At 62.1% G+C, this 17128-nt stretch carries 14 protein-coding genes; 13 read left to right on the top strand and 1 reads right to left on the bottom strand.

Translation table 11 applies throughout. From position 1 onward, the window contains the following. Positions 1-16: 16 nt before the first annotated feature. Genes rpsM through rplQ form a run of 5 tightly spaced genes read left to right on the top strand, consistent with a single transcriptional unit; the run spans position 17 to position 2880 of the window. Positions 17-379, top strand: a complete 363-nt coding sequence (rpsM, locus tag CAP2UW1_RS17210) for a 30S ribosomal protein S13 (RefSeq protein ID WP_015767903.1) — start codon at positions 17-19, stop codon at positions 377-379. Positions 380-399: 20 nt separating this feature from the next. Beyond that, entirely contained in the window at positions 400-795 is a 396-nt protein-coding gene (rpsK, locus tag CAP2UW1_RS17205) for a 30S ribosomal protein S11 (RefSeq protein ID WP_015767902.1), read from the top strand. A gap of 12 nt (positions 796-807) precedes the next feature. Then, complete coding sequence (gene rpsD / locus CAP2UW1_RS17200) at positions 808-1437, top strand: 30S ribosomal protein S4 (protein WP_015767901.1); 630 nt, start codon at positions 808-810, stop codon at positions 1435-1437. A gap of 39 nt (positions 1438-1476) precedes the next feature. Next, on the top strand, positions 1477-2451 hold the full coding sequence (locus tag CAP2UW1_RS17195; RefSeq protein WP_015767900.1) for a DNA-directed RNA polymerase subunit alpha: 975 nt from the start codon (positions 1477-1479) through the stop codon (positions 2449-2451). A gap of 30 nt (positions 2452-2481) precedes the next feature. After that, positions 2482-2880 carry a 50S ribosomal protein L17 gene (gene rplQ / locus CAP2UW1_RS17190; RefSeq protein ID WP_015767899.1) on the top strand — a complete coding sequence of 133 codons (399 nt, stop codon included), beginning with the start codon at positions 2482-2484 and terminating at the stop codon, positions 2878-2880. Between the two features lie 54 nt (positions 2881-2934). Here the strand turns inward: rplQ and CAP2UW1_RS17185 are convergent, their stop codons facing one another. Then, positions 2935-4782 (bottom strand): ABCB family ABC transporter ATP-binding protein/permease, encoded by a 1848-nt coding sequence (locus tag CAP2UW1_RS17185; RefSeq protein WP_015767898.1) that lies wholly within the window; start codon positions 4780-4782, stop codon positions 2935-2937. Between the two features lie 201 nt (positions 4783-4983). Here CAP2UW1_RS17185 and CAP2UW1_RS17180 point away from each other — a divergent pair, with 201 nt between their 5' ends. From CAP2UW1_RS17180 to CAP2UW1_RS17145, 8 genes are all read left to right on the top strand, one after another. After that, the gene (locus tag CAP2UW1_RS17180; RefSeq protein ID WP_015767897.1) at positions 4984-5712 is read left to right on the top strand and encodes a TetR/AcrR family transcriptional regulator; all 729 of its coding nucleotides are present in this window, start codon (positions 4984-4986) and stop codon (positions 5710-5712) included. 74 nt (positions 5713-5786) lie between these two features. Continuing rightward, positions 5787-8135, top strand: coding sequence for an acyl-CoA dehydrogenase (locus CAP2UW1_RS17175; protein ID WP_015767896.1), 2349 nt, complete (start codon positions 5787-5789; stop codon positions 8133-8135). A 79-nt stretch (positions 8136-8214) separates the two neighbouring features. After that, entirely contained in the window at positions 8215-9504 is a 1290-nt protein-coding gene (locus CAP2UW1_RS17170) for an acetyl-CoA C-acetyltransferase (protein ID WP_015767895.1), read from the top strand. 32 nt (positions 9505-9536) lie between these two features. Continuing rightward, a complete protein-coding gene (locus CAP2UW1_RS17165; RefSeq protein ID WP_015767894.1) occupies positions 9537-11465 on the top strand; it encodes a 3-hydroxyacyl-CoA dehydrogenase NAD-binding domain-containing protein in 1929 nt (642 codons plus the stop codon). Continuing rightward, on the top strand, positions 11458-11856 hold the full coding sequence (locus tag CAP2UW1_RS17160) for an acyl-CoA thioesterase (RefSeq protein ID WP_015767893.1): 399 nt from the start codon (positions 11458-11460) through the stop codon (positions 11854-11856). Before CAP2UW1_RS17165 ends, CAP2UW1_RS17160 begins: the two co-directional genes overlap by 8 nt. 102 nt (positions 11857-11958) lie before the next feature. After that, complete coding sequence (locus CAP2UW1_RS17155; RefSeq protein WP_015767892.1) at positions 11959-13299, top strand: OmpP1/FadL family transporter; 1341 nt, start codon at positions 11959-11961, stop codon at positions 13297-13299. A 216-nt stretch (positions 13300-13515) separates the two neighbouring features. Next, the gene (locus CAP2UW1_RS17150; protein ID WP_015767891.1) at positions 13516-15903 is read left to right on the top strand and encodes a 3-hydroxyacyl-CoA dehydrogenase/enoyl-CoA hydratase family protein; all 2388 of its coding nucleotides are present in this window, start codon (positions 13516-13518) and stop codon (positions 15901-15903) included. A 20-nt stretch (positions 15904-15923) separates the two neighbouring features. Then, complete coding sequence (locus CAP2UW1_RS17145) at positions 15924-17126, top strand: acetyl-CoA C-acyltransferase (protein ID WP_015767890.1); 1203 nt, start codon at positions 15924-15926, stop codon at positions 17124-17126. Positions 17127-17128 lie beyond the last annotated feature (2 nt).

Genomic DNA, 17128 nt, shown 5'->3' with positions numbered 1-17128 from the left:
TAATTGGGGTGAAACGATGGCCCGCATCGCAGGCGTAAACCTACCGAACCATCAGCATGCCGAGATTGCGCTTACCGCGATCTACGGTATCGGGCGTCCGCGCGCGCAGAAGATCTGTGATGCCGCCGGCGTTACACGGTCCACAAAGATGAAGGACTTGACGGAAGCCGAACTGGAACGTTTGCGCGACCAGATCGGAAAGCTCTCGGTCGAGGGCGATCTGCGCCGCGAAGTCACGATGAATATCAAGCGCTTGATGGATCTCGGCTGCTACCGCGGTCTTCGTCATCGCAAGGGGCTGCCGTCGCGTGGGCAGCGTACGCGAACCAATGCGCGTACCCGCAAGGGGCCGCGCAAGCCCATCGCCGGCAAGAAATGATTAGGAGCTAGATCCAGACTATGGCCAAGACTGCTGTAAAAGTTCGCAAGAAAGTCAAGATCAGGAAGAACGTGGCGGAGGGAGTCGCTCACATTCACGCGTCTTTCAACAATACGATCATCACCATTACCGATCGCCAGGGCAATGCGCTTTCGTGGGCGACCTCGGGCGGCGCCGGCTTCAAGGGCTCGCGCAAGAGTACGCCTTTCGCTGCCCAGGTTGCAGCGGAGGCTGCAGGAAAGGTGGCGGTGGAGTGCGGAGTGAAGAACCTTGAAGTACGCATCAAGGGACCAGGTCCGGGGCGGGAGTCTTCTGTGCGTGCGCTCAATGCACTCGGGATGAAGATCACGGCGATCACCGATGTGACGCCGATCCCCCACAATGGTTGCCGGCCGCCCAAGAGGCGTCGGATTTAAGGAGAAGAAAAAGTGGCTCGCAACCTCGACCCAAAGTGTCGTCAGTGTCGCCGTGAAGGCGAGAAGTTGTTCCTCAAGGGAGAAAAGTGCTTTACCGACAAGTGCGCTATCGAGCGTCGCTCGTACGCACCGGGTCAGCATGGTCAGAAGTCTGGGCAGCGACTGTCCGACTATGGCGTCCACCTCAGGGAGAAGCAGAAGATTCGTCGTATTTATGGCGTTCTTGAGGGGCAGTTTCGCAAGGTCTACAAGGAAGCCGACCGTCGTCGGGGTGTCACTGGCGAGGTGCTGCTGCAGTTACTGGAGTCTCGTCTCGACAGTGTGGCTTATCGCATGGGTTTCGCGGCTTCGCGTTCCGAGTCTCGTCAGGTCGTCCGTCACAATGGCGTGCTGGTCAACGGTCGCCGCGTGAATATTCCGTCCTATCAGGTCCGTCCCGGCGACGTCGTTGAAGTCTGCGAGAAGGCTAAGGCTCATCTTCGCGTCAAAGCAGCGCTCGCGGCCGCCGAAGCTCGTGGCTTTCCAGAGTGGGTCGAGGTCGACGCGAAGGCTGCCAAGGGTGTCTACAAGGCGCACCCAGAGCGTAGCGAACTGCCGCCGACGATCAACGAGAGTCTCGTCATCGAGCTCTACTCGAAGTAGTCGCGGTGAGGCTTGACGGAATCAGGCAAAGGACAGTACATGCAAAGCAGTGGACTATTTAAACCGCGCATCATTGATGTGCAGAGCTTGTCGCCGGTGCATGCACGAGTGGTGATGGAACCGTTTGAGCGGGGCTATGGCCACACTCTCGGCAATGCCTTGCGACGTATTCTGCTTTCGTCGATGCCTGGTTATGCGCCGACCGAGGTGAGCATTGACGGCGTGCTGCACGAGTACTCGACGATCGATGGCGTTCAGGAGGATGTCGTTGACATCCTCCTGAACCTGAAGGGCGTTGTCTTCAAGCTGCACAACCGGGAAGAGGTCGTTCTCCACCTGCGGAAGGAAGGTAAGGGGGTCGTGCGGGCTGCCGACATCGAGGTGTCGCATGACGTCGAGATCATCAATCCCGAGCACATCATTGCGCACCTCTCCGCGGGTGGGAAACTGGCCATGGAACTAAAGGTCGAGAAGTCGCGCGGTTATCTGGCGGGTAACCTGCGCGAGTTTGGCGACGGCGGCAAGAGTATTGGCAAACTCGTCCTGGATGCCTCATTCAGTCCCGTGCGGCGCGTCAGCTATGCGGTGGAGAGCGCGCGCGTCGAGCAGCGGACCGACCTCGACAAGCTGATCATGGACATCGAAACCAATGGCGCGATCGAACCTGAAGAGGCGATCCGCACCGCGGCCCGGATCCTGATGGAACAACTTTCGGTGTTTGCCGACCTTGCTGGCACGGCAATGCCCATCGAGTATCAGAAGACTGTTCAGGTGGATCCGCTGCTCCTGCGCCCGGTTGATGACCTCGAGTTGACAGTTCGCTCCGCGAACTGTCTGAAAGCCGAGAACATCTACTATATCGGCGACTTGATCCAGCGGACGGAGAACGAGTTGCTGAAAACGCCAAACCTTGGCCGAAAGTCGCTCAATGAAATCAAGGAAGTCTTGGCGGCACGCGGACTTACCTTGGGCATGAAGCTCGAGAACTGGCCGCCGGCCGGGCTCGAGAAATAGTCTGCCGGAAAAGAACAGGAAGGAATTGATATGCGTCACCGTTTGGGTCTCCGCAAACTGAATCGTACCAGCGCCCACCGCTTGGCGATGTTGCGCAACATGACCGTCTCGCTGCTTCGCGAAGAGACCATCAAGACCACTTTGCCGAAGGCCAAGGAACTTCGTCGGGTGGTCGAGCCGATCATTACCCTGGGCAAGAAGCCGAGCCTCGCCAACCGCCGTCTGGCCTTCGACCGTCTGCGCGACCGCGATATGGTCGTCAAGGTTTTCGACGAACTCGGGCTGCGCTACGCCACGCGAAATGGCGGTTATCTGCGGATCCTGAAATGCGGTTTCCGTGACGGCGACAACGCACCGATGGCGTTCGTCCAGTTGCTCGACCAGCCCGAGGCCGCCAGCGATGCTGGCTCCGGAGGCAGCGACGCCTGACGCGGGTTGTCGTCAGGACGGCGAACAGCCAGGCAATGCCTGGCTTTTTCGTGCTCAGTTGGGCAGGGGCGGGTTGACTGGCAACCCGCCTGCCGGCAATTCGTTGGATGTTTCTTCGAGCTGCTGCAAGGCCCACATTTGGGCATAACGACCTCCGTCTTCGAGTAGTTGAAGGTGTGATCCTCTTTCGACGATGCGCCCGGCGTCCATGACCAGGATCTGGTCCGCATTCATGATCGTGGACAGGCGGTGGGCAATTACCAACGTGGTTCGGCCACGCGCGGCGTTGTCGAGACTCGCCTGGATTGCCTTCTCCGTCTTCGAGTCGAGGGCGGATGTGGCCTCGTCGAAAATGAGTAAGGGTGGGTTCTTCAAGAGTGCGCGGGCAATGGCGACGCGCTGTTTCTCGCCGCCGGAGAGTTTCAGGCCGCGTTCCCCGACCCGGGTTTGGTAACCATCAGGGAGCAGTTCGATGAATCCGGCGAGTTGCGCCGCTTCGGCCGCCGCCACCACTTCCTCGTGACTTGCCTCTGGGCGACCGTACTGGATGTTGTAGTAAATAGTATCGTTGAACAGCACGGTGTCCTGCGGCACGATACCGATCGCGGCGCGCAGGCTGGACTGTGTCAGTTGGCGCAAGTCGGTACGGTTGATCGAGACGCTTCCGGCACTGACATCGTAGAAGCGGTAGAGCAGGCGTGCCAGTGTTGACTTCCCGGAACCGGACTCGCCGACGACAGCGACGGTTCGCCCGATCGGGACGTTGAAGTCCACCCCGTGCAGGATCTGCCGGTTCGCGTCGTAGAAGAACTCGACCTGGTTGAAGCGAACCTCGAGTGGCCCGGTGTCCAGGGTGAGGGCCCCTGGAGCGTCGGCGATCTCCCGGTTGACGGCAAGCAGATCGAACATACGCTCGATATCGGCGAGGGCTTGCCGGATCTCTCGGTACACTACTCCGAGGAAGTTGAGCGGCATGTAGAGCTGAATCAGGAAGGCGTTGACGAGCACGAGGTCGCCGATCGTCATCGTGCCTGCCACGACGCCGCTGGCCGCTCGCCACATCATTGCCGTGACACCAAGTGCGATGATGATCTGCTGCCCCAGGTTGAGCCAGGAAAGCGAGACCTGACTTTGCGTTGCGGCGTCCTCCCAGTGGCACATCTGAGCGTCGTAGCGGCGCGCTTCAAACTCCTCGTTGTTGAAGTACTTGACGGTTTCGTAGTTGAGCAGACTGTCGACGGCGCGCGTGTTGGCCGCGGAGTCGGCTTCGTTGGCCTTGCGTCGGATGCCGATACGCCAGTTGCTGACCTTGACAGTGAACACGATATAAGCGGCGAGTGATGCCACCGTTATCAGGACAAAGGAAACGTCGTAGCGAGCAAGAAGGATCGCCAGGACTAGGGTGATTTCCACCAATGTCGGCAGGATGGAATAGAGCGTGTAGCTGATAAGGCTCGATATTGACCGGCTACCACGCTCCACATCGCGCGAAACGCCGCCGGTCTGTCGTTGCAGATGAAAGCGCAGCGAGAGCGCATGCAGGTGCCGAAATACCTCGAGAGCGATCCGGCGCACTGCGCGTTGTGTGACCCGGGCAAAGAGAATTTCGCGCAATTCTGCAAACAGGGAAGTGGAGAAGCGTAGGGCACCGTAGAGCAGGAGCAACAGCGCCGGCAGCGCCATTGCTTGCTGAGGAGCGCTAAGGCCGTCGATCATTTCCTTGAACACCAGCGGTACGCCAACGTTGGCCAGTTTCGCGGAAAGCAGGCACGACAGGGCCAGGAGCACTCGCCACTTGTACTGCCACAGGTACGGGACGAGTTTGTTCAACGTCAGCCATAAGTGGTTGTCGTCCGTGGGCGCACGATCGGCGGCAGGGTAGGGGATGGCTGAGCGGCGCATGATGATGGCTTGTCGATTGGGTGGTTGATCTGGTGAGTATGCCCTGTTGCCAAGGTCGCTCTCAAGCCCGATGCCCAAAGATGCACAAAAGTCTTGCATTCGCGGGCGTATGACCTTAAGATTCAAACGAACGTTTGAGCGAAGTCAGGTTGTCGGGTAGCTCCGCTTTTCGTGTCTCAACTTTCCAGGGTCAGCAAGTGCATGTCCGATCAGAAAACCACTCACGACACCCGCGACCGCATTCTTGATATCGCCGAACGCCTGTTCATGGAGAACGGCTATGAAGCGACGTCAATGCGGATGATTACCGGCGCCGCTGAAGTCAATCTGGCCGCCGTGAACTACCATTTCGGATCGAAGGAAGCCCTGCTCCGCGAGGTGTTTCGCCGCAGACTATCCTGGCTCAACCGCGAGCGCCTGCAGGCGCTCGACAGGCTAGAAGGGCAAGCTGGAGGGGCCCCGCTCAAGCCATCGCAGATCCTCGAAGCCTTTTTCGGAACGCTGCTGCGCATGGGCGAGGATGAGGCGCTCGGCGGGATGACCTTTCTGCGCCTGCTCGGGCGGACCCTGACCGACCCGGCCGAGTTCATTCGCAACTTCTTTGCCGGTGAGTATGCGGAGGTGATTGATCGCTACAAGCTGGCATTGTTTCGCGCCTTGCCCGACGTTCCGAAGGCGGAGATCGTCTGGCGCCTGCATTTCATGCTCGGCGCGATGTCCTATGCCATAGCCGGTACCGACGTGCTCCAGGTCGTGACGGGTTGTGGACTGGGGGACCTCGCCGGCGAGAGCGGGAGCGATGGTCCGGGCGACCTGGTCGTGGCCAGGCGCCTGGCCCAACGGCTGATGCCCTTCCTCCTCGGCGGACTGCGGGCACCACTGCCGCAGTCGATCGATTTGCCTAGCCAACAACAAGAGCCGTCGCGCTAGATGGCCATGGATGTCAGTAGCAAGCTTCACGATGCACGATTCAACACCCAAAACCAATGACAGGAGAAACAGCAATGATCACAACGGTCATCTCGGTACTCATCGGGATCACACTGGTGAGTATGATCGTGCTGTTCAGCGTTCGGCCGCTGCGGCGGGCGCTGATCAGCCGGTCAGTTTTCAAGACCTACAAGCGCATCTTGCCGCAAATGTCCGACACCGAGCGTGAGGCGCTTGAGGCCGGCACTGTGTGGTGGGATGGCGAGTTGTTCCGCGGCAACCCCGATTGGCGCAAGCTGCTGGCCTACCCGGTGCCGAAACTCACCGCCGAGGAACAATCCTTCATGGACGACGAGGCCGAACAGGCCTGCGCGCTGGTCGACGACTGGCAGGTAACCAGCGAACTGTACGATCTGCCTCCGCAAGCGTGGCAGTTCATCAAGGACAAGGGTTTCCTCGGGATGATCATCCCGAAGAAATACGGCGGCCTGGAGTTCTCTGCCTACGCCCATTCGCAGATCGTGACCAAGTTGTCCACCCGGTGTTCCGCACTGTCGGTGTCAGTGATGGTGCCCAACTCGCTCGGCCCTGCCGAACTGCTGCTGCACTATGGGACAGAGGCGCAGAAGAACCACTACCTGCCGCGATTGGCCAAGGGTCTAGAGATTCCCGCTTTCGCGCTGACCAGCCCGTGGGCTGGTTCCGACGCGGCATCGATCCCGGATGTCGGCATCGTCTGCAAAGGCATCTGGCAGGGCAAGGAAGTGATTGGCATGCGAGTCACCTGGGACAAGCGGTACATCACCCTGGGGCCGGTGTGCACCATCCTTGGGCTGGCGTTCCACCTCTTCGATCCGGACGGCCTGCTCGGTGGCAAGAAGCATATTGGCATCACCTGCGCCCTGGTGCCGCGCGACACCCCGGGTGCCGAGATCGGTCGTCGTCACTTCCCCTTGAACGCCATGTTCATGAATGGACCGACGCATGGCAAAGACGTCTTCATGCCCCTGGACTACATCATCGGCGGCCCGGCAATGGTCGGGCAGGGCTGGCGCATGCTGATGGAGTGCCTGGCGGCGGGTCGCTCGATCTCGCTGCCGTCATCGAATGCCGGCATGGCGCAGCTGACGGCACGCACGGTCGGTGCGTACGCGCGCGTGCGCAGCCAGTTCAAGACGGCAATCGGCCGCTTCGAAGGGGTGGAAGAGCCCTTGACGCGAATCGGCGCTTACACCTACATGATGGACGCGGTGCGCAAGATGACAGCCGGCGCCATCGATCTCGGGGAGAAGCCATCGGTGGTCTCGGCGATTGCCAAGTACCATGTTACCGAGCGTGCCCGTCAGGTCGTCAACGACGGCATGGACATCGTCGGTGGCAAGGGCATCTGCCTCGGACCATCGAACTTCATCGGTCGCGCCTATCAGCAAATACCGATCGGCATCACCGTCGAGGGAGCGAACATCCTGACGCGCAGCATGATCCTCTTCGGGCAGGGGGCGATCCGCTGTCATCCCTACGTGTTGAAGGAAATGAAGTCTGCCTTCAATGCGGATGGCGCTCAGGGTCTGCGAGACTTCGACGAAGCGTTGTTCGGTCACGTGGGCTTCACCGTCAGGCATGGTGTCGGCGCGCTCTGGAAGGGGCTGACCGGCTCCCACTTCGTGTCGGTGCCGGACAACGTCGCACCCGAGACCAGGCGCTACTACCAGCAACTGACGCGGTTCTCGGCCGCCTTCGCCTTTCTCGCGGATATCTCGATGCTGGTAATGGGTGGCGAGCTGAAGCGCCGCGAAAAACTCTCTGCACGCCTGGGTGACATCCTGTCGATGCTCTACCTGTGTTCGGCCACGCTTAAGCGGTATGAATCGGAAGGGCGCCAGCAAGCTGACGCGCCGTTGATGCACTGGGCCATGTGGGACGCGATGTACCAGGCACAAATGGCGTTTGACGGTGTGATCGCCAATTTCCCGGTGCGCTGGATCGGTCGTTTTCTCTATCGCATCGTCTTCCCGCTCGGCCATCCCTACGACGTCCCGTCGGACCGGATTGGCCACAAGGTCGCCAAGCTCCTGATCGAACCATCGGCTTCACGGGATCGGCTGACGGCCGAGGCCTACATACCGAAGACCGAGAGCGAGGCGGTCGGCGCCCTCGAACTGGCGCTCGTCGCAACCATCGAAGCCGAGCCGATCGAAGCCAGAATTCGCGCGGCCGAGAAGAGTGGGGCGCTGGCGAACAACCCGGATGCCAACGTGCGCGACCTCGCGCATGCCGCGTTCGCGGCCGGCATAGTCTCGGCGGCGGAATATGCCGTGCTCAAGCGGCGCAACGAACTGCGTGATATCGTCATTCATGTCGACGACTTCCCGCACGATCTCGGCCGTGCCCGGCAGCAGCCGCTGCTGCACAAAGCAGCCTAGATCGTCATCAGCTGCGGACAGAGGCACGGATCTTCCGTGCCTCTGTCTTTCGCTGACCAGCGCAAACGGAGGATAGCAAGTGGAATTCCCGGCCGTGTATGTCGTCGATGGCGCTCGGACGCCATTCCTCAAGGGGCGCAATGCCCCGGGGCCATTCAGTGCGAGCGATCTGGCAGTACAGGCTGGACGCGCGCTCCTGATACGCCAGGCTTTCGCGCCAGATGACCTCGATGAGGTGATTCTCGGTTGTGCGAGTCCGTCGCCCGACGAAGTGAATATCGGCCGCGTCGTCGCGTTGCGTCTCGGCTGTGGTCACAAGGTGCCGGCGTGGACGGTGATGCGCAACTGCGCCAGCGGCATGCAGGCGCTCGACTCGGCAATAGCCAACATTCAGAACGGGCGCTCGCAACTGGTCCTCGCCGGTGGCGTCGACGCGCTGTCGCATGCGCCCTTGCTCTACTCCGAGGCGATGGTGCGCTGGTTCGCGCAGATGATGCAGGCGAAGACGATCGGCCAGAAGATCGGCTCCTTCGTCCGGCTGCGCCCGTCGCAATTGCTGTCGCCGGTGATCGGTCTGCTCAAGGGGCTGACGGACCCTGTCATTGGCCTGTTGATGGGACAGACCGCCGAGAACCTCGCCTGGCGCTTCGGAATCTCTCGCGAACAGATGGATCAATACAGCGTCCGCAGCCACCAGCGGGCCGTCGCCGCGCGCACCGCCGGCCATCTCGGCGAGATCGTGCCGCTGGTCGACGCCAGGGGTAAGGTCTACGGCGAGGATGATGGCGTGCGTGCGGATTCGAGCCTGGCCGGGCTGGCCAAGCTGAAGCCGTTCTTTGACCGCAAGTATGGCCGCGTCACCCCGGGCAACAGCTCGCAAATTACCGACGGTGCGGCGTGGCTCATCCTGGCGTCGCAGGCCGCTGTCGACAAGTGGGATCTGCAACCGCTCGGTCGGATCATCGACAGTCAATGGGCCGGCCTTGACCCGGCGCAGATGGGTCTTGGCCCGGTGCACGCGGCAACGCCGATCCTGCAACGCCAGGGGCTTGCGTTGGCCGACGTCGACCTGTGGGAAATCAACGAGGCCTTTGCCGCACAGGTGCTCGGCTGCCTCGCCGCATGGGAGTCGGACGAGTACTGCCGAGAGCAGCTTGACCTGCCGGCTGCGCTTGGCACAGTTTCCCAGGAACGTCTCAACGTCGATGGCAGTGCCATCGCCGTCGGCCACCCGGTCGGCGCTTCCGGTGCTCGCATCGTCCTGCATCTGTTGCACGCCCTGCGCACTGCCGAGGCCAGGCGCGGCATGGCGGCCATTTGCATTGGTGGTGGCCAGGGTGGGGCCATGCTGGTCGAAAGCATGGCCTGAGCGCAAGCGGCCGGCAACAACAAGGGAAACTGATGAACATCAATTCGAACAGTTATCGGCACTGGCAGCTCGAAGTCAACGCCGAAGGCGTGGTCTGGGCGACTCTCGATAAGGTCGGCGAGTCCACCAACTCGCTATCTGCCGCGGTGATGGACGAACTTGCGCGGATCCTCGATGAACTCGACAGCCACCCACCGAAAGGGCTAGTTTTTCGTTCCGGGAAGCCTGCCGGCTTCATCGCCGGTGCGGACATCCAGGAGTTCTCGCTGGTCGATAGCGCCGAGAGAGGCATCGAACTGGTCGCGCGCGGCTGGCAACTCTTCAACCGTCTGGCGGCAGTCTCCTATCCGACGTTGGCGCTGGTGCGCGGCCACTGTCTCGGCGGTGGTCTCGAACTGGCGCTGGCCTGTCGTTACCTGCTGGCGGTCGACGAGCCGACGACGCGGATGGGCCTGCCGGAAGTCATGCTGGGCATTGTTCCCGGCTGGGGCGGAATGTTGCGACTGCCCGAACGGATCGGCCCGCAGGCCGCGCTCGACATGATGCTCACCGGCAAGACCATCGATGCGAAGAAGGCCAGGCGCCTTGGTCTCGCCGACGATTGCGTGCCGGCGCGGGTCATGGACAACGCGGCGGCCTCCCTGGTGCTGGCGGAGCAGCCGCGCCGCCGTCCGCCAATGTTGCAACGTTTGCTCAACGGTCCTTTCAAGGGGCTGGTCGCCGCAGGTGCCAGGAAGCAGGTGGCCAAGCGTGCGCGCGCCGAGCACTATCCGGCACCCTATGCGATCATTGACATCTGGGCTCGTTACCAGGGCAATGCGTTGGCCGCCCCCGAACTGATCGACAACATTTTTCGCTCAGCGACAGCGCGCAATCTGGTGCGCGTGTTCTTTCTCCAGGAGCGTCTCAAGGGCTTCGGCAAAGGTACCGAGTTTCGGGCGCGACGCGTGCATGTCGTTGGCGCCGGTGTGATGGGTGGCGACATCGCCGCCTGGTGCGCGCTGCGCGGGCTGAGCGTCACGCTGCAGGATCAGGGCATGGAGCGTATCGCTCCAGCGCTGCAGCGTGCCTATGCGGTCTGGCGCCAGCGTGTCCGCGATGCGCGCGAATTGCGCAACATCATGGACCGGCTGATACCGGATCCCGACGGACATGGCGCCCGGCATGCCGACGTGGTGATCGAGGCCATCTTCGAAAACCTCGACGCCAAGCGCGAACTGCTGGCGAGCCTCGAACGCGTGATGAGGCCAGAGGCGCTGCTGGCGACCAACACATCGAGCCTCAAGATCGAAGATCTGCGTGGCGTGCTGACCCGGCCGGCGCGGCTGATCGGCATTCACTTCTTCAACCCCGTCGCCAAGATGCCGCTCGTCGAGGTGGTTGCCGCCGAGGGCTCCGATCCGGAGATTGTCCAGCGTGGCAACGCCTTCGTCAGACAAATCGACCGTCTGCCGCTGCCGGTGCGCAGCGCGCCGGGCTTCCTGGTGAACGCTGTCCTCGGCCCCTACATGCTCGAAGCGATGCGCGCCGTCGACGAAGGGCTGACACCGGAGACCATCGACGAAGCGATGCTCGCCTTCGGCATGCCGATGGGTCCGATCGAACTCATCGACATGGTCGGACTCGACGTCGCCATGGCCGCCGGCAGCAGCCTTGCCGGCGCCGGGGCGACGCCGCCGGCGTGTCTGCTTGCTCGCTTCAATGCGGGTCACCTCGGCAAGAAGGTCGGCAAAGGCTTCTACGACTATCCCAATGGCCGACCGGCCAAGGGGCCAGCCGGGGCAGTGCCGGCCGGTCTGGCGGCACGCCTCGTCAAGCCTCTGCTCGAACGTACGCAGCAATTGGTCAGCGACGGAATCGTCGCCGACGCCGACCTCGCTGATGCCGGAGTCATTTTCGGCACCGGCTTTGCTCCCTTTACCGGCGGACCGCTCAACTACCTGAGGAATCAACATGCCTGACACGATCAGCCAGTTGCCGGACAAACAACCGATTCTGCGTGTCATGCCGATGCCGGCGGACGTCAACCCGCAGGGCGACGTCTTCGGCGGCTGGATCATGGCGCAGGTCGATGTGGCCGGCGCGATTCCTGCGATGCATCGGGCACGCGGTCGCGTCACAACCGTGGCGGTGAACTCCTTCCTGTTCAAGCAACCGGTGTCGGTCGGCGATGTCGTGAGCTTCTTTGCCGAAGTCATCGACACGGGCCGCACGTCGATCAAGGTCAGGGTCGAGGTTTACGCCGAGCGCCACCCGGCACAGCCGATCACGGTGAAAGTGACCGAAGCTGTATTGACTTATGTTGCGATAAACCAACACGGAGAGAAGCAGCAGTTACCAGGAGTCATGTAGTTAGAGATTTTTCTTGCAAGTGGTTCTAGGATGGTCGGGCAAATCGCTTGTAACGAGTGGTAGAAAAGCCACGAACCGATCACATCCTAGGGGGAGTTGAACATGTCGCGACAGATCTCGATGAAATTGATTCCAGCGCTGCTGCTGGGAGTCTTCTCCGGCGCGGTGGGCGCCTCAGGCTTTCAGTTGCTGGAGCAGGGGAGCGGCCTGGGCAATGCCTACGCCGGCTCGGCAGCGAAGTCCAACGATGCCAGCACAATCTTCTGGAACCCGGCGGGGATGACGCAACTTGGGCCGCGCGCAGTCTCCGGCGGCTTGACGGCGGTCAAGGCCAGCTTCAAGTTCGACGACAAGGGTTCCCAAGTGGGCGAGTTCGGCCCCGGCGGGCGGATGGGTGCCGGTGACGGTGGCGACGCCGGCAACTGGGGTTATATTCCGAATGGTTATCTCTCCTGGGCGCTGACCCCAAATCTTTATGTTGGCTTGGGGATTGGCGCGCCGTTCGGGCTGAAAACCAAGTACGACGAGCCCTGGCGCGGAAGTGCGCAGTCCAATGAATTCGACATCAAGACGATGAACATCAATCCGTCGATTGCCTTCAAGGTGAACGACATGGTGTCACTGGGTGCCGGTGTCAGCTGGCAGAAAATCGAGGCCGACTATTATCGGCGGCTAGCCATCAACAGCTCGCCGCGCTTTGGGGCCCTGCCGCAGGTGACATCGCATATGAGCATCGATGATGACGCCTGGGGCTGGAACATTGGCGCGCTGTTTACGCTCTCGCCGGCGACCAAGGTCGGTCTCTCGTACCGCTCGACCATCCAGTATCATACCGAGGGCAAGGTGAAGCTGACCGGTGACGGTACGCGGGCGGGTGACGCCACAGCGGTTGCGCTCAGAAATGCCGGCGGAGCCAGTGACGTCAAGGCCGACCTCAAGGTGCCGGACACCTTCATCCTGAGCGTGACGCAGAAGCTGAGCGATCGCTGGGAACTGTTGGGCGACGTCTCCTGGACGGGGTGGAGTTCGATCAAGAATGTCGACATCTACCGAACCTCGGGACCACAGAGCGGCGCACTCGCTCAGACTCTCGATGCGAACTTCCAGAACACGTACCGGATTGCCCTGGGGGCGACGTATTCCCTTTCCGAGGCGCTCAGACTCCAGTTCGGACTGGCCTACGACCAGACCCCGGTCAAGAATTCGACATCTCGCCTGACTTCGCTGCCGGACAACGACCGTACGTGGTTCACCTTCGGCACACAGTGGAAGCCAGCCAAGGAACAGACTCTGGAACTTGGCCTGGCTTATCTCTATATTTCGGATACGAAGATCAACAAGAACGAAACGACAGCCAATCCGCTGACGAATCGTGGCACCGTGATCGGCGACTACGATTCCAGCGTCTGGATTCTTGGCGCGCAGTACTCGCTGGCTTTTTGATCGCAGCGCACACCTCCTGGCAAAAAAAGCCCCGGTTTCCGGGGCTTTTTTTTTGCCTGACAAACCTGCCTCCCGGAAGTCACCAACGCCGATTACGGCTTGACGCGCCAGCCCAACGGCGTATAATTCAAACGTTCGTTTTAGCGGTTTTGTGCAGAGCCGCTGCGGGGTGTTCCCGGCGAGCGTAGACGACCCAGACTACAAAAGGAGGACAGCTTGAGCAACTTCATCGTACGCAAGGCCGCCGTACTCGGAGCGGGCGTGATGGGCGCGCAGATTGCCGCGCACCTCGCAAATGCCGAAGTGCCGGTGGTGCTTTTCGACCTGCCGGCCAAGGAAGGCGATCCCAGCGGAATCGTCAGGAAAGCCATCGACGCGCTGAGAAAGCTCGAGCCGTCGCCGCTGGCTACGAAGGACCGCGTCACCTACATCGACGCCGCCAACTACTCGCAGCACCTCGATCAACTCCAAGACTGCGACCTGATCATCGAGGCGATCGCCGAGAAGATGGAGTGGAAAGACGACCTGTATCGCCAGATCGCGCCGTTCATCGCGCCGACCGCGATCATCGCCTCGAATACCTCGGGCCTGTCGATCAACCGCCTGTCGCAAGGGTTGCCGGAGGCGCTGCGTTCGCGCTTCTGCGGCATTCATTTCTTCAACCCACCGCGCTACATGCACCTTGTCGAACTGGTCGCGACCCGCAGCACGGATCCGTCGCTCCTCGACAACCTCGAGTCGTGGCTGGTCTCGCGCCTCGGTAAGGGTATCGTGCGCGCGCTCGACACGCCGAACTTCGTCGCCAACCGTGTCGGAGTTTTCTCGATGCTGGCCGTCATGCACCACACCCAGCGGCTCGGACTCGGTTTTGATGTCGTCGATTCGCTGACCGGCCCGATCATCGGTCGTCCGAAGAGCGCCACCTACCGCACCGCCGACGTCGTCGGCCTTGACACCCTGGCGCACGTCATCAAGACCATGCAGGACACCCTGCCGGAAGACCCGTGGCATGGCTATTACGGTGTGCCGGGCTGGTTGGCTGCGCTGATCGGCAAAGGGGCCCTGGGGCAGAAGACGCGCTGCGGCATCTTCCGCAAGGATGGCCGCGCGATCAAGGTGCTCGACCTTTCACTGCAGGACTATCGCGACAGCGCTGCCGATATTGATCCGACGGTGCTGGCCATCCTGAAGAACCGCAACCCCGCCGAGAAGTTCGCCCAGTTGCGAGCCAGCGAGCATCCGCACGCACAGTTTCTGTGGGCGATCTTCCGCGACATCTTTCATTACACCGCCTTCCACCTGGCCGACATCGCCGACAACGCGCGCGATGTCGATTTCGCGATGCGCTGGGGCTTCGGTTGGGCGCAGGGTCCGTTCGAAAGCTGGCAGGCTGCCGGCTGGCAGGCGATCGCCGACGCCGTCAAGGCCGACATCGACGCGGGTCGGGCGATGAGTCCGGTGCCGCTGCCGGCCTGGGTCTTCGGCCCAGTGGCGCAGGCAGGCGTGCATACCGCACAGGGTTCATACTCGGCGAGCGCCGACGCCTACCGGCCGCGCTCGACTCTGCCGGTCTATCGGCGACAGGTCTTTCCGGAGCGCGTCCTCGGCGAAAAGGCCGTCGCCGGCACGACGGTGTGGGAGAACGAGGGCGTTCGCCTGTGGACCTTGCCGCAGGTCGACGATGGCATTGCCATCGTCAGCATCAAGACGCGCAACCATACGCTGGGGCGCGACGTCATCGTCGGTCTGCAGGAAGCCGTTGCCCGTGCCGAGACCGGTTACCAGGGATTGGTTCTCTGGCACGAGGCGCCTTTTGCCTTCGGCGCCAACCTCAAGGAAGTTGCCGAGGCGATCGCCGGCGGCGAGTTCGAGCTTCTGGAAAGATACGTCGCCGAGTTCCAGAACGCATCGATGTGCCTCAAGTACGCCAAGGTGCCGGTGGTCGCGGCCGTGCAGGGAATGGCCCTCGGTGGCGGCTGCGAGTTCCTGATGCACGCGGCTAAACGGGTCATCGCGCTGGAGAGCTACATCGGTCTGGTCGAAGCCGGCGTCGGCCTGATCCCCGCTGGGGGCGGCTGCAAGGAGTTCGCCATCCGCGCCGCGCAATACGCCGCGAAGACTGGCGGCAACGATCCCTTCGAGTTCATCCAGCCGGTGTTCATGACCATCGCCATGGCGACGGTGTCGAAGAGCGGCGCGCAGGCCAGGGAACTCGGCTTCGCCCGCGAAACGGACAAGGTCGTCTTCAACGCCAACGAACTGCTCTACGTCGCGCTGCGCGAAGCACGCGGCTTGGCCGAAGGCGGCTACTACCCACGCCTGTCGCCGCGCGCCATCAAGGTCGCCGGTCGTACCGGCATTGCCAACTGCGAGATGATGCTCGCCAACATGAAGGAAGGCGGCATGATTTCGGCGCATGACTACGCAGTCGCCAAGGCGGCGGCAACGGCGCTGTGCGGCGGTGACATCGAGACCGGCTCACTGGTCGATGAGCAGTGGTTGCTGAGCGTCGAGCGCAAACTCTTCGTCGAACTGCTGAAGAACCCGAAAACCCAGCAGCGTATCCAGCACATGCTGGAAACCGGCAAGCCGCTGCGTAACTGAGCGAGCAAGGAGAACAGATCATGAACAAACAGATTCAGGACGCTTACATCGTTGCCGCGACGCGCCTGCCGGTCGGCCGGCGCAAGGGCATGTTGGGCCATGTTCGCCCGGACGACATGCTGGCGCACGCCATCCGCTCGGTGATGGCGCAGGCGCCTGGGCTCGACCCAGCGCTCGTCGAGGATGTCATCGTCGGTTGCGCGATGCCGGAGGCGGAGCAGGGGATGAACGTCGCCCGCATCGGCCTGCTGCTGGCCGGACTGCCGAACTCGGTGCCCGGCATCACCGTCAACCGCTTCTGCGCTTCCGGCGTGCAGGCGGTGGCGATGGCGGCCGACCGCATCCGCCTTGGCGAAGCCGATGTGATGATCGGCGCCGGCACCGAAACGATGTCGCTGATGAACCAGATCATGGGCAACAAGATCGCCCTGAACCCGGCCATTTTCGAGAAGGAAGAGAACTACTCGATCGCTTACGGGATGGGCATCACCGCCGAAAAGGTCGCCGCGCAGTGGAAGATCTCGCGCGACGATCAGGACGCCTTCGCCGTCGCCTCGAACCAGAAAGCCTGTGCGGCGATCGCCGCCGGCCACTTCCGGGCCGAGATTTCGCCCTACGCCGTCAAGGCACGCGTTCCCAACCTGCGTACCAGCGAAGTGGCCGTCAAGGAGTACTTGGCGGAGAATGACGAGGGGCCACGTTCCGACAGCAGCCTCGAGGGCCTTGCCCGGCTGCGGCCGGTTTTCGCTGCGCGCGGTTCGGTGACTGCCGGCAACAGTTCCCAGATGTCCGACGGTGCGGCCGCCGTGCTGGTCGTTTCGGAAAAGATCGTCAAGCAGTTCGACCTCAAGCCGCTGGCTCGCTTTGCCGGTTTCTCGGTGGCCGGCGTGGCGCCCGAGATCATGGGTATTGGCCCGATCGAGGCGATTCCGCGCGTGCTCAAGCAGGCCGGAGTCAGGCAGGACGAGGTGGACTGGTTCGAACTCAACGAGGCCTTCGCCGCGCAGTCGCTGGCCGTGATGCGCACCCTCGACCTCGATCCCGCGAAAGTCAACCCGCTCGGCGGCGCGATCGCCCTGGGTCACCCGCTCGGTGCCACCGGCGCCATCCGCACCGCCACGCTGGTGCATGGGCTGCAGCGTACCGGACAACGTTACGGCATGGTGACCATGTGCATCGGCACTGGCATGGGGGCCGCCGGGCTGTTCGAAGCGATCCGCTAGAT

This window comes from Candidatus Accumulibacter phosphatis (assembly GCF_000024165.1).
GTDB classification, from domain to species: domain Bacteria; phylum Pseudomonadota; class Gammaproteobacteria; order Burkholderiales; family Rhodocyclaceae; genus Accumulibacter; species Accumulibacter phosphatis.
Note: the sequence above shows the minus strand (reverse complement) of the source record. Positions and strands in the feature narration are given on the sequence as shown.

Coding starts and splice junctions, on each gene's coding strand:
- rpsM (WP_015767903.1), top strand. CDS start 17: ATGGCCCGCATCGCAGGCGTAAACCTACCGAACCATCAGCATGCCGAG.
- rpsK (WP_015767902.1), top strand. CDS start 400: ATGGCCAAGACTGCTGTAAAAGTTCGCAAGAAAGTCAAGATCAGGAAG.
- CAP2UW1_RS17195 (WP_015767900.1), top strand. CDS start 1,477: ATGCAAAGCAGTGGACTATTTAAACCGCGCATCATTGATGTGCAGAGC.
- rplQ (WP_015767899.1), top strand. CDS start 2,482: ATGCGTCACCGTTTGGGTCTCCGCAAACTGAATCGTACCAGCGCCCAC.
- CAP2UW1_RS17185 (WP_015767898.1), bottom strand. CDS start 4,782: ATGCGCCGCTCAGCCATCCCCTACCCTGCCGCCGATCGTGCGCCCACG.
- CAP2UW1_RS17180 (WP_015767897.1), top strand. CDS start 4,984: ATGTCCGATCAGAAAACCACTCACGACACCCGCGACCGCATTCTTGAT.
- CAP2UW1_RS17175 (WP_015767896.1), top strand. CDS start 5,787: ATGATCACAACGGTCATCTCGGTACTCATCGGGATCACACTGGTGAGT.
- CAP2UW1_RS17165 (WP_015767894.1), top strand. CDS start 9,537: ATGAACATCAATTCGAACAGTTATCGGCACTGGCAGCTCGAAGTCAAC.
- CAP2UW1_RS17160 (WP_015767893.1), top strand. CDS start 11,458: ATGCCTGACACGATCAGCCAGTTGCCGGACAAACAACCGATTCTGCGT.
- CAP2UW1_RS17155 (WP_015767892.1), top strand. CDS start 11,959: ATGTCGCGACAGATCTCGATGAAATTGATTCCAGCGCTGCTGCTGGGA.
- CAP2UW1_RS17145 (WP_015767890.1), top strand. CDS start 15,924: ATGAACAAACAGATTCAGGACGCTTACATCGTTGCCGCGACGCGCCTG.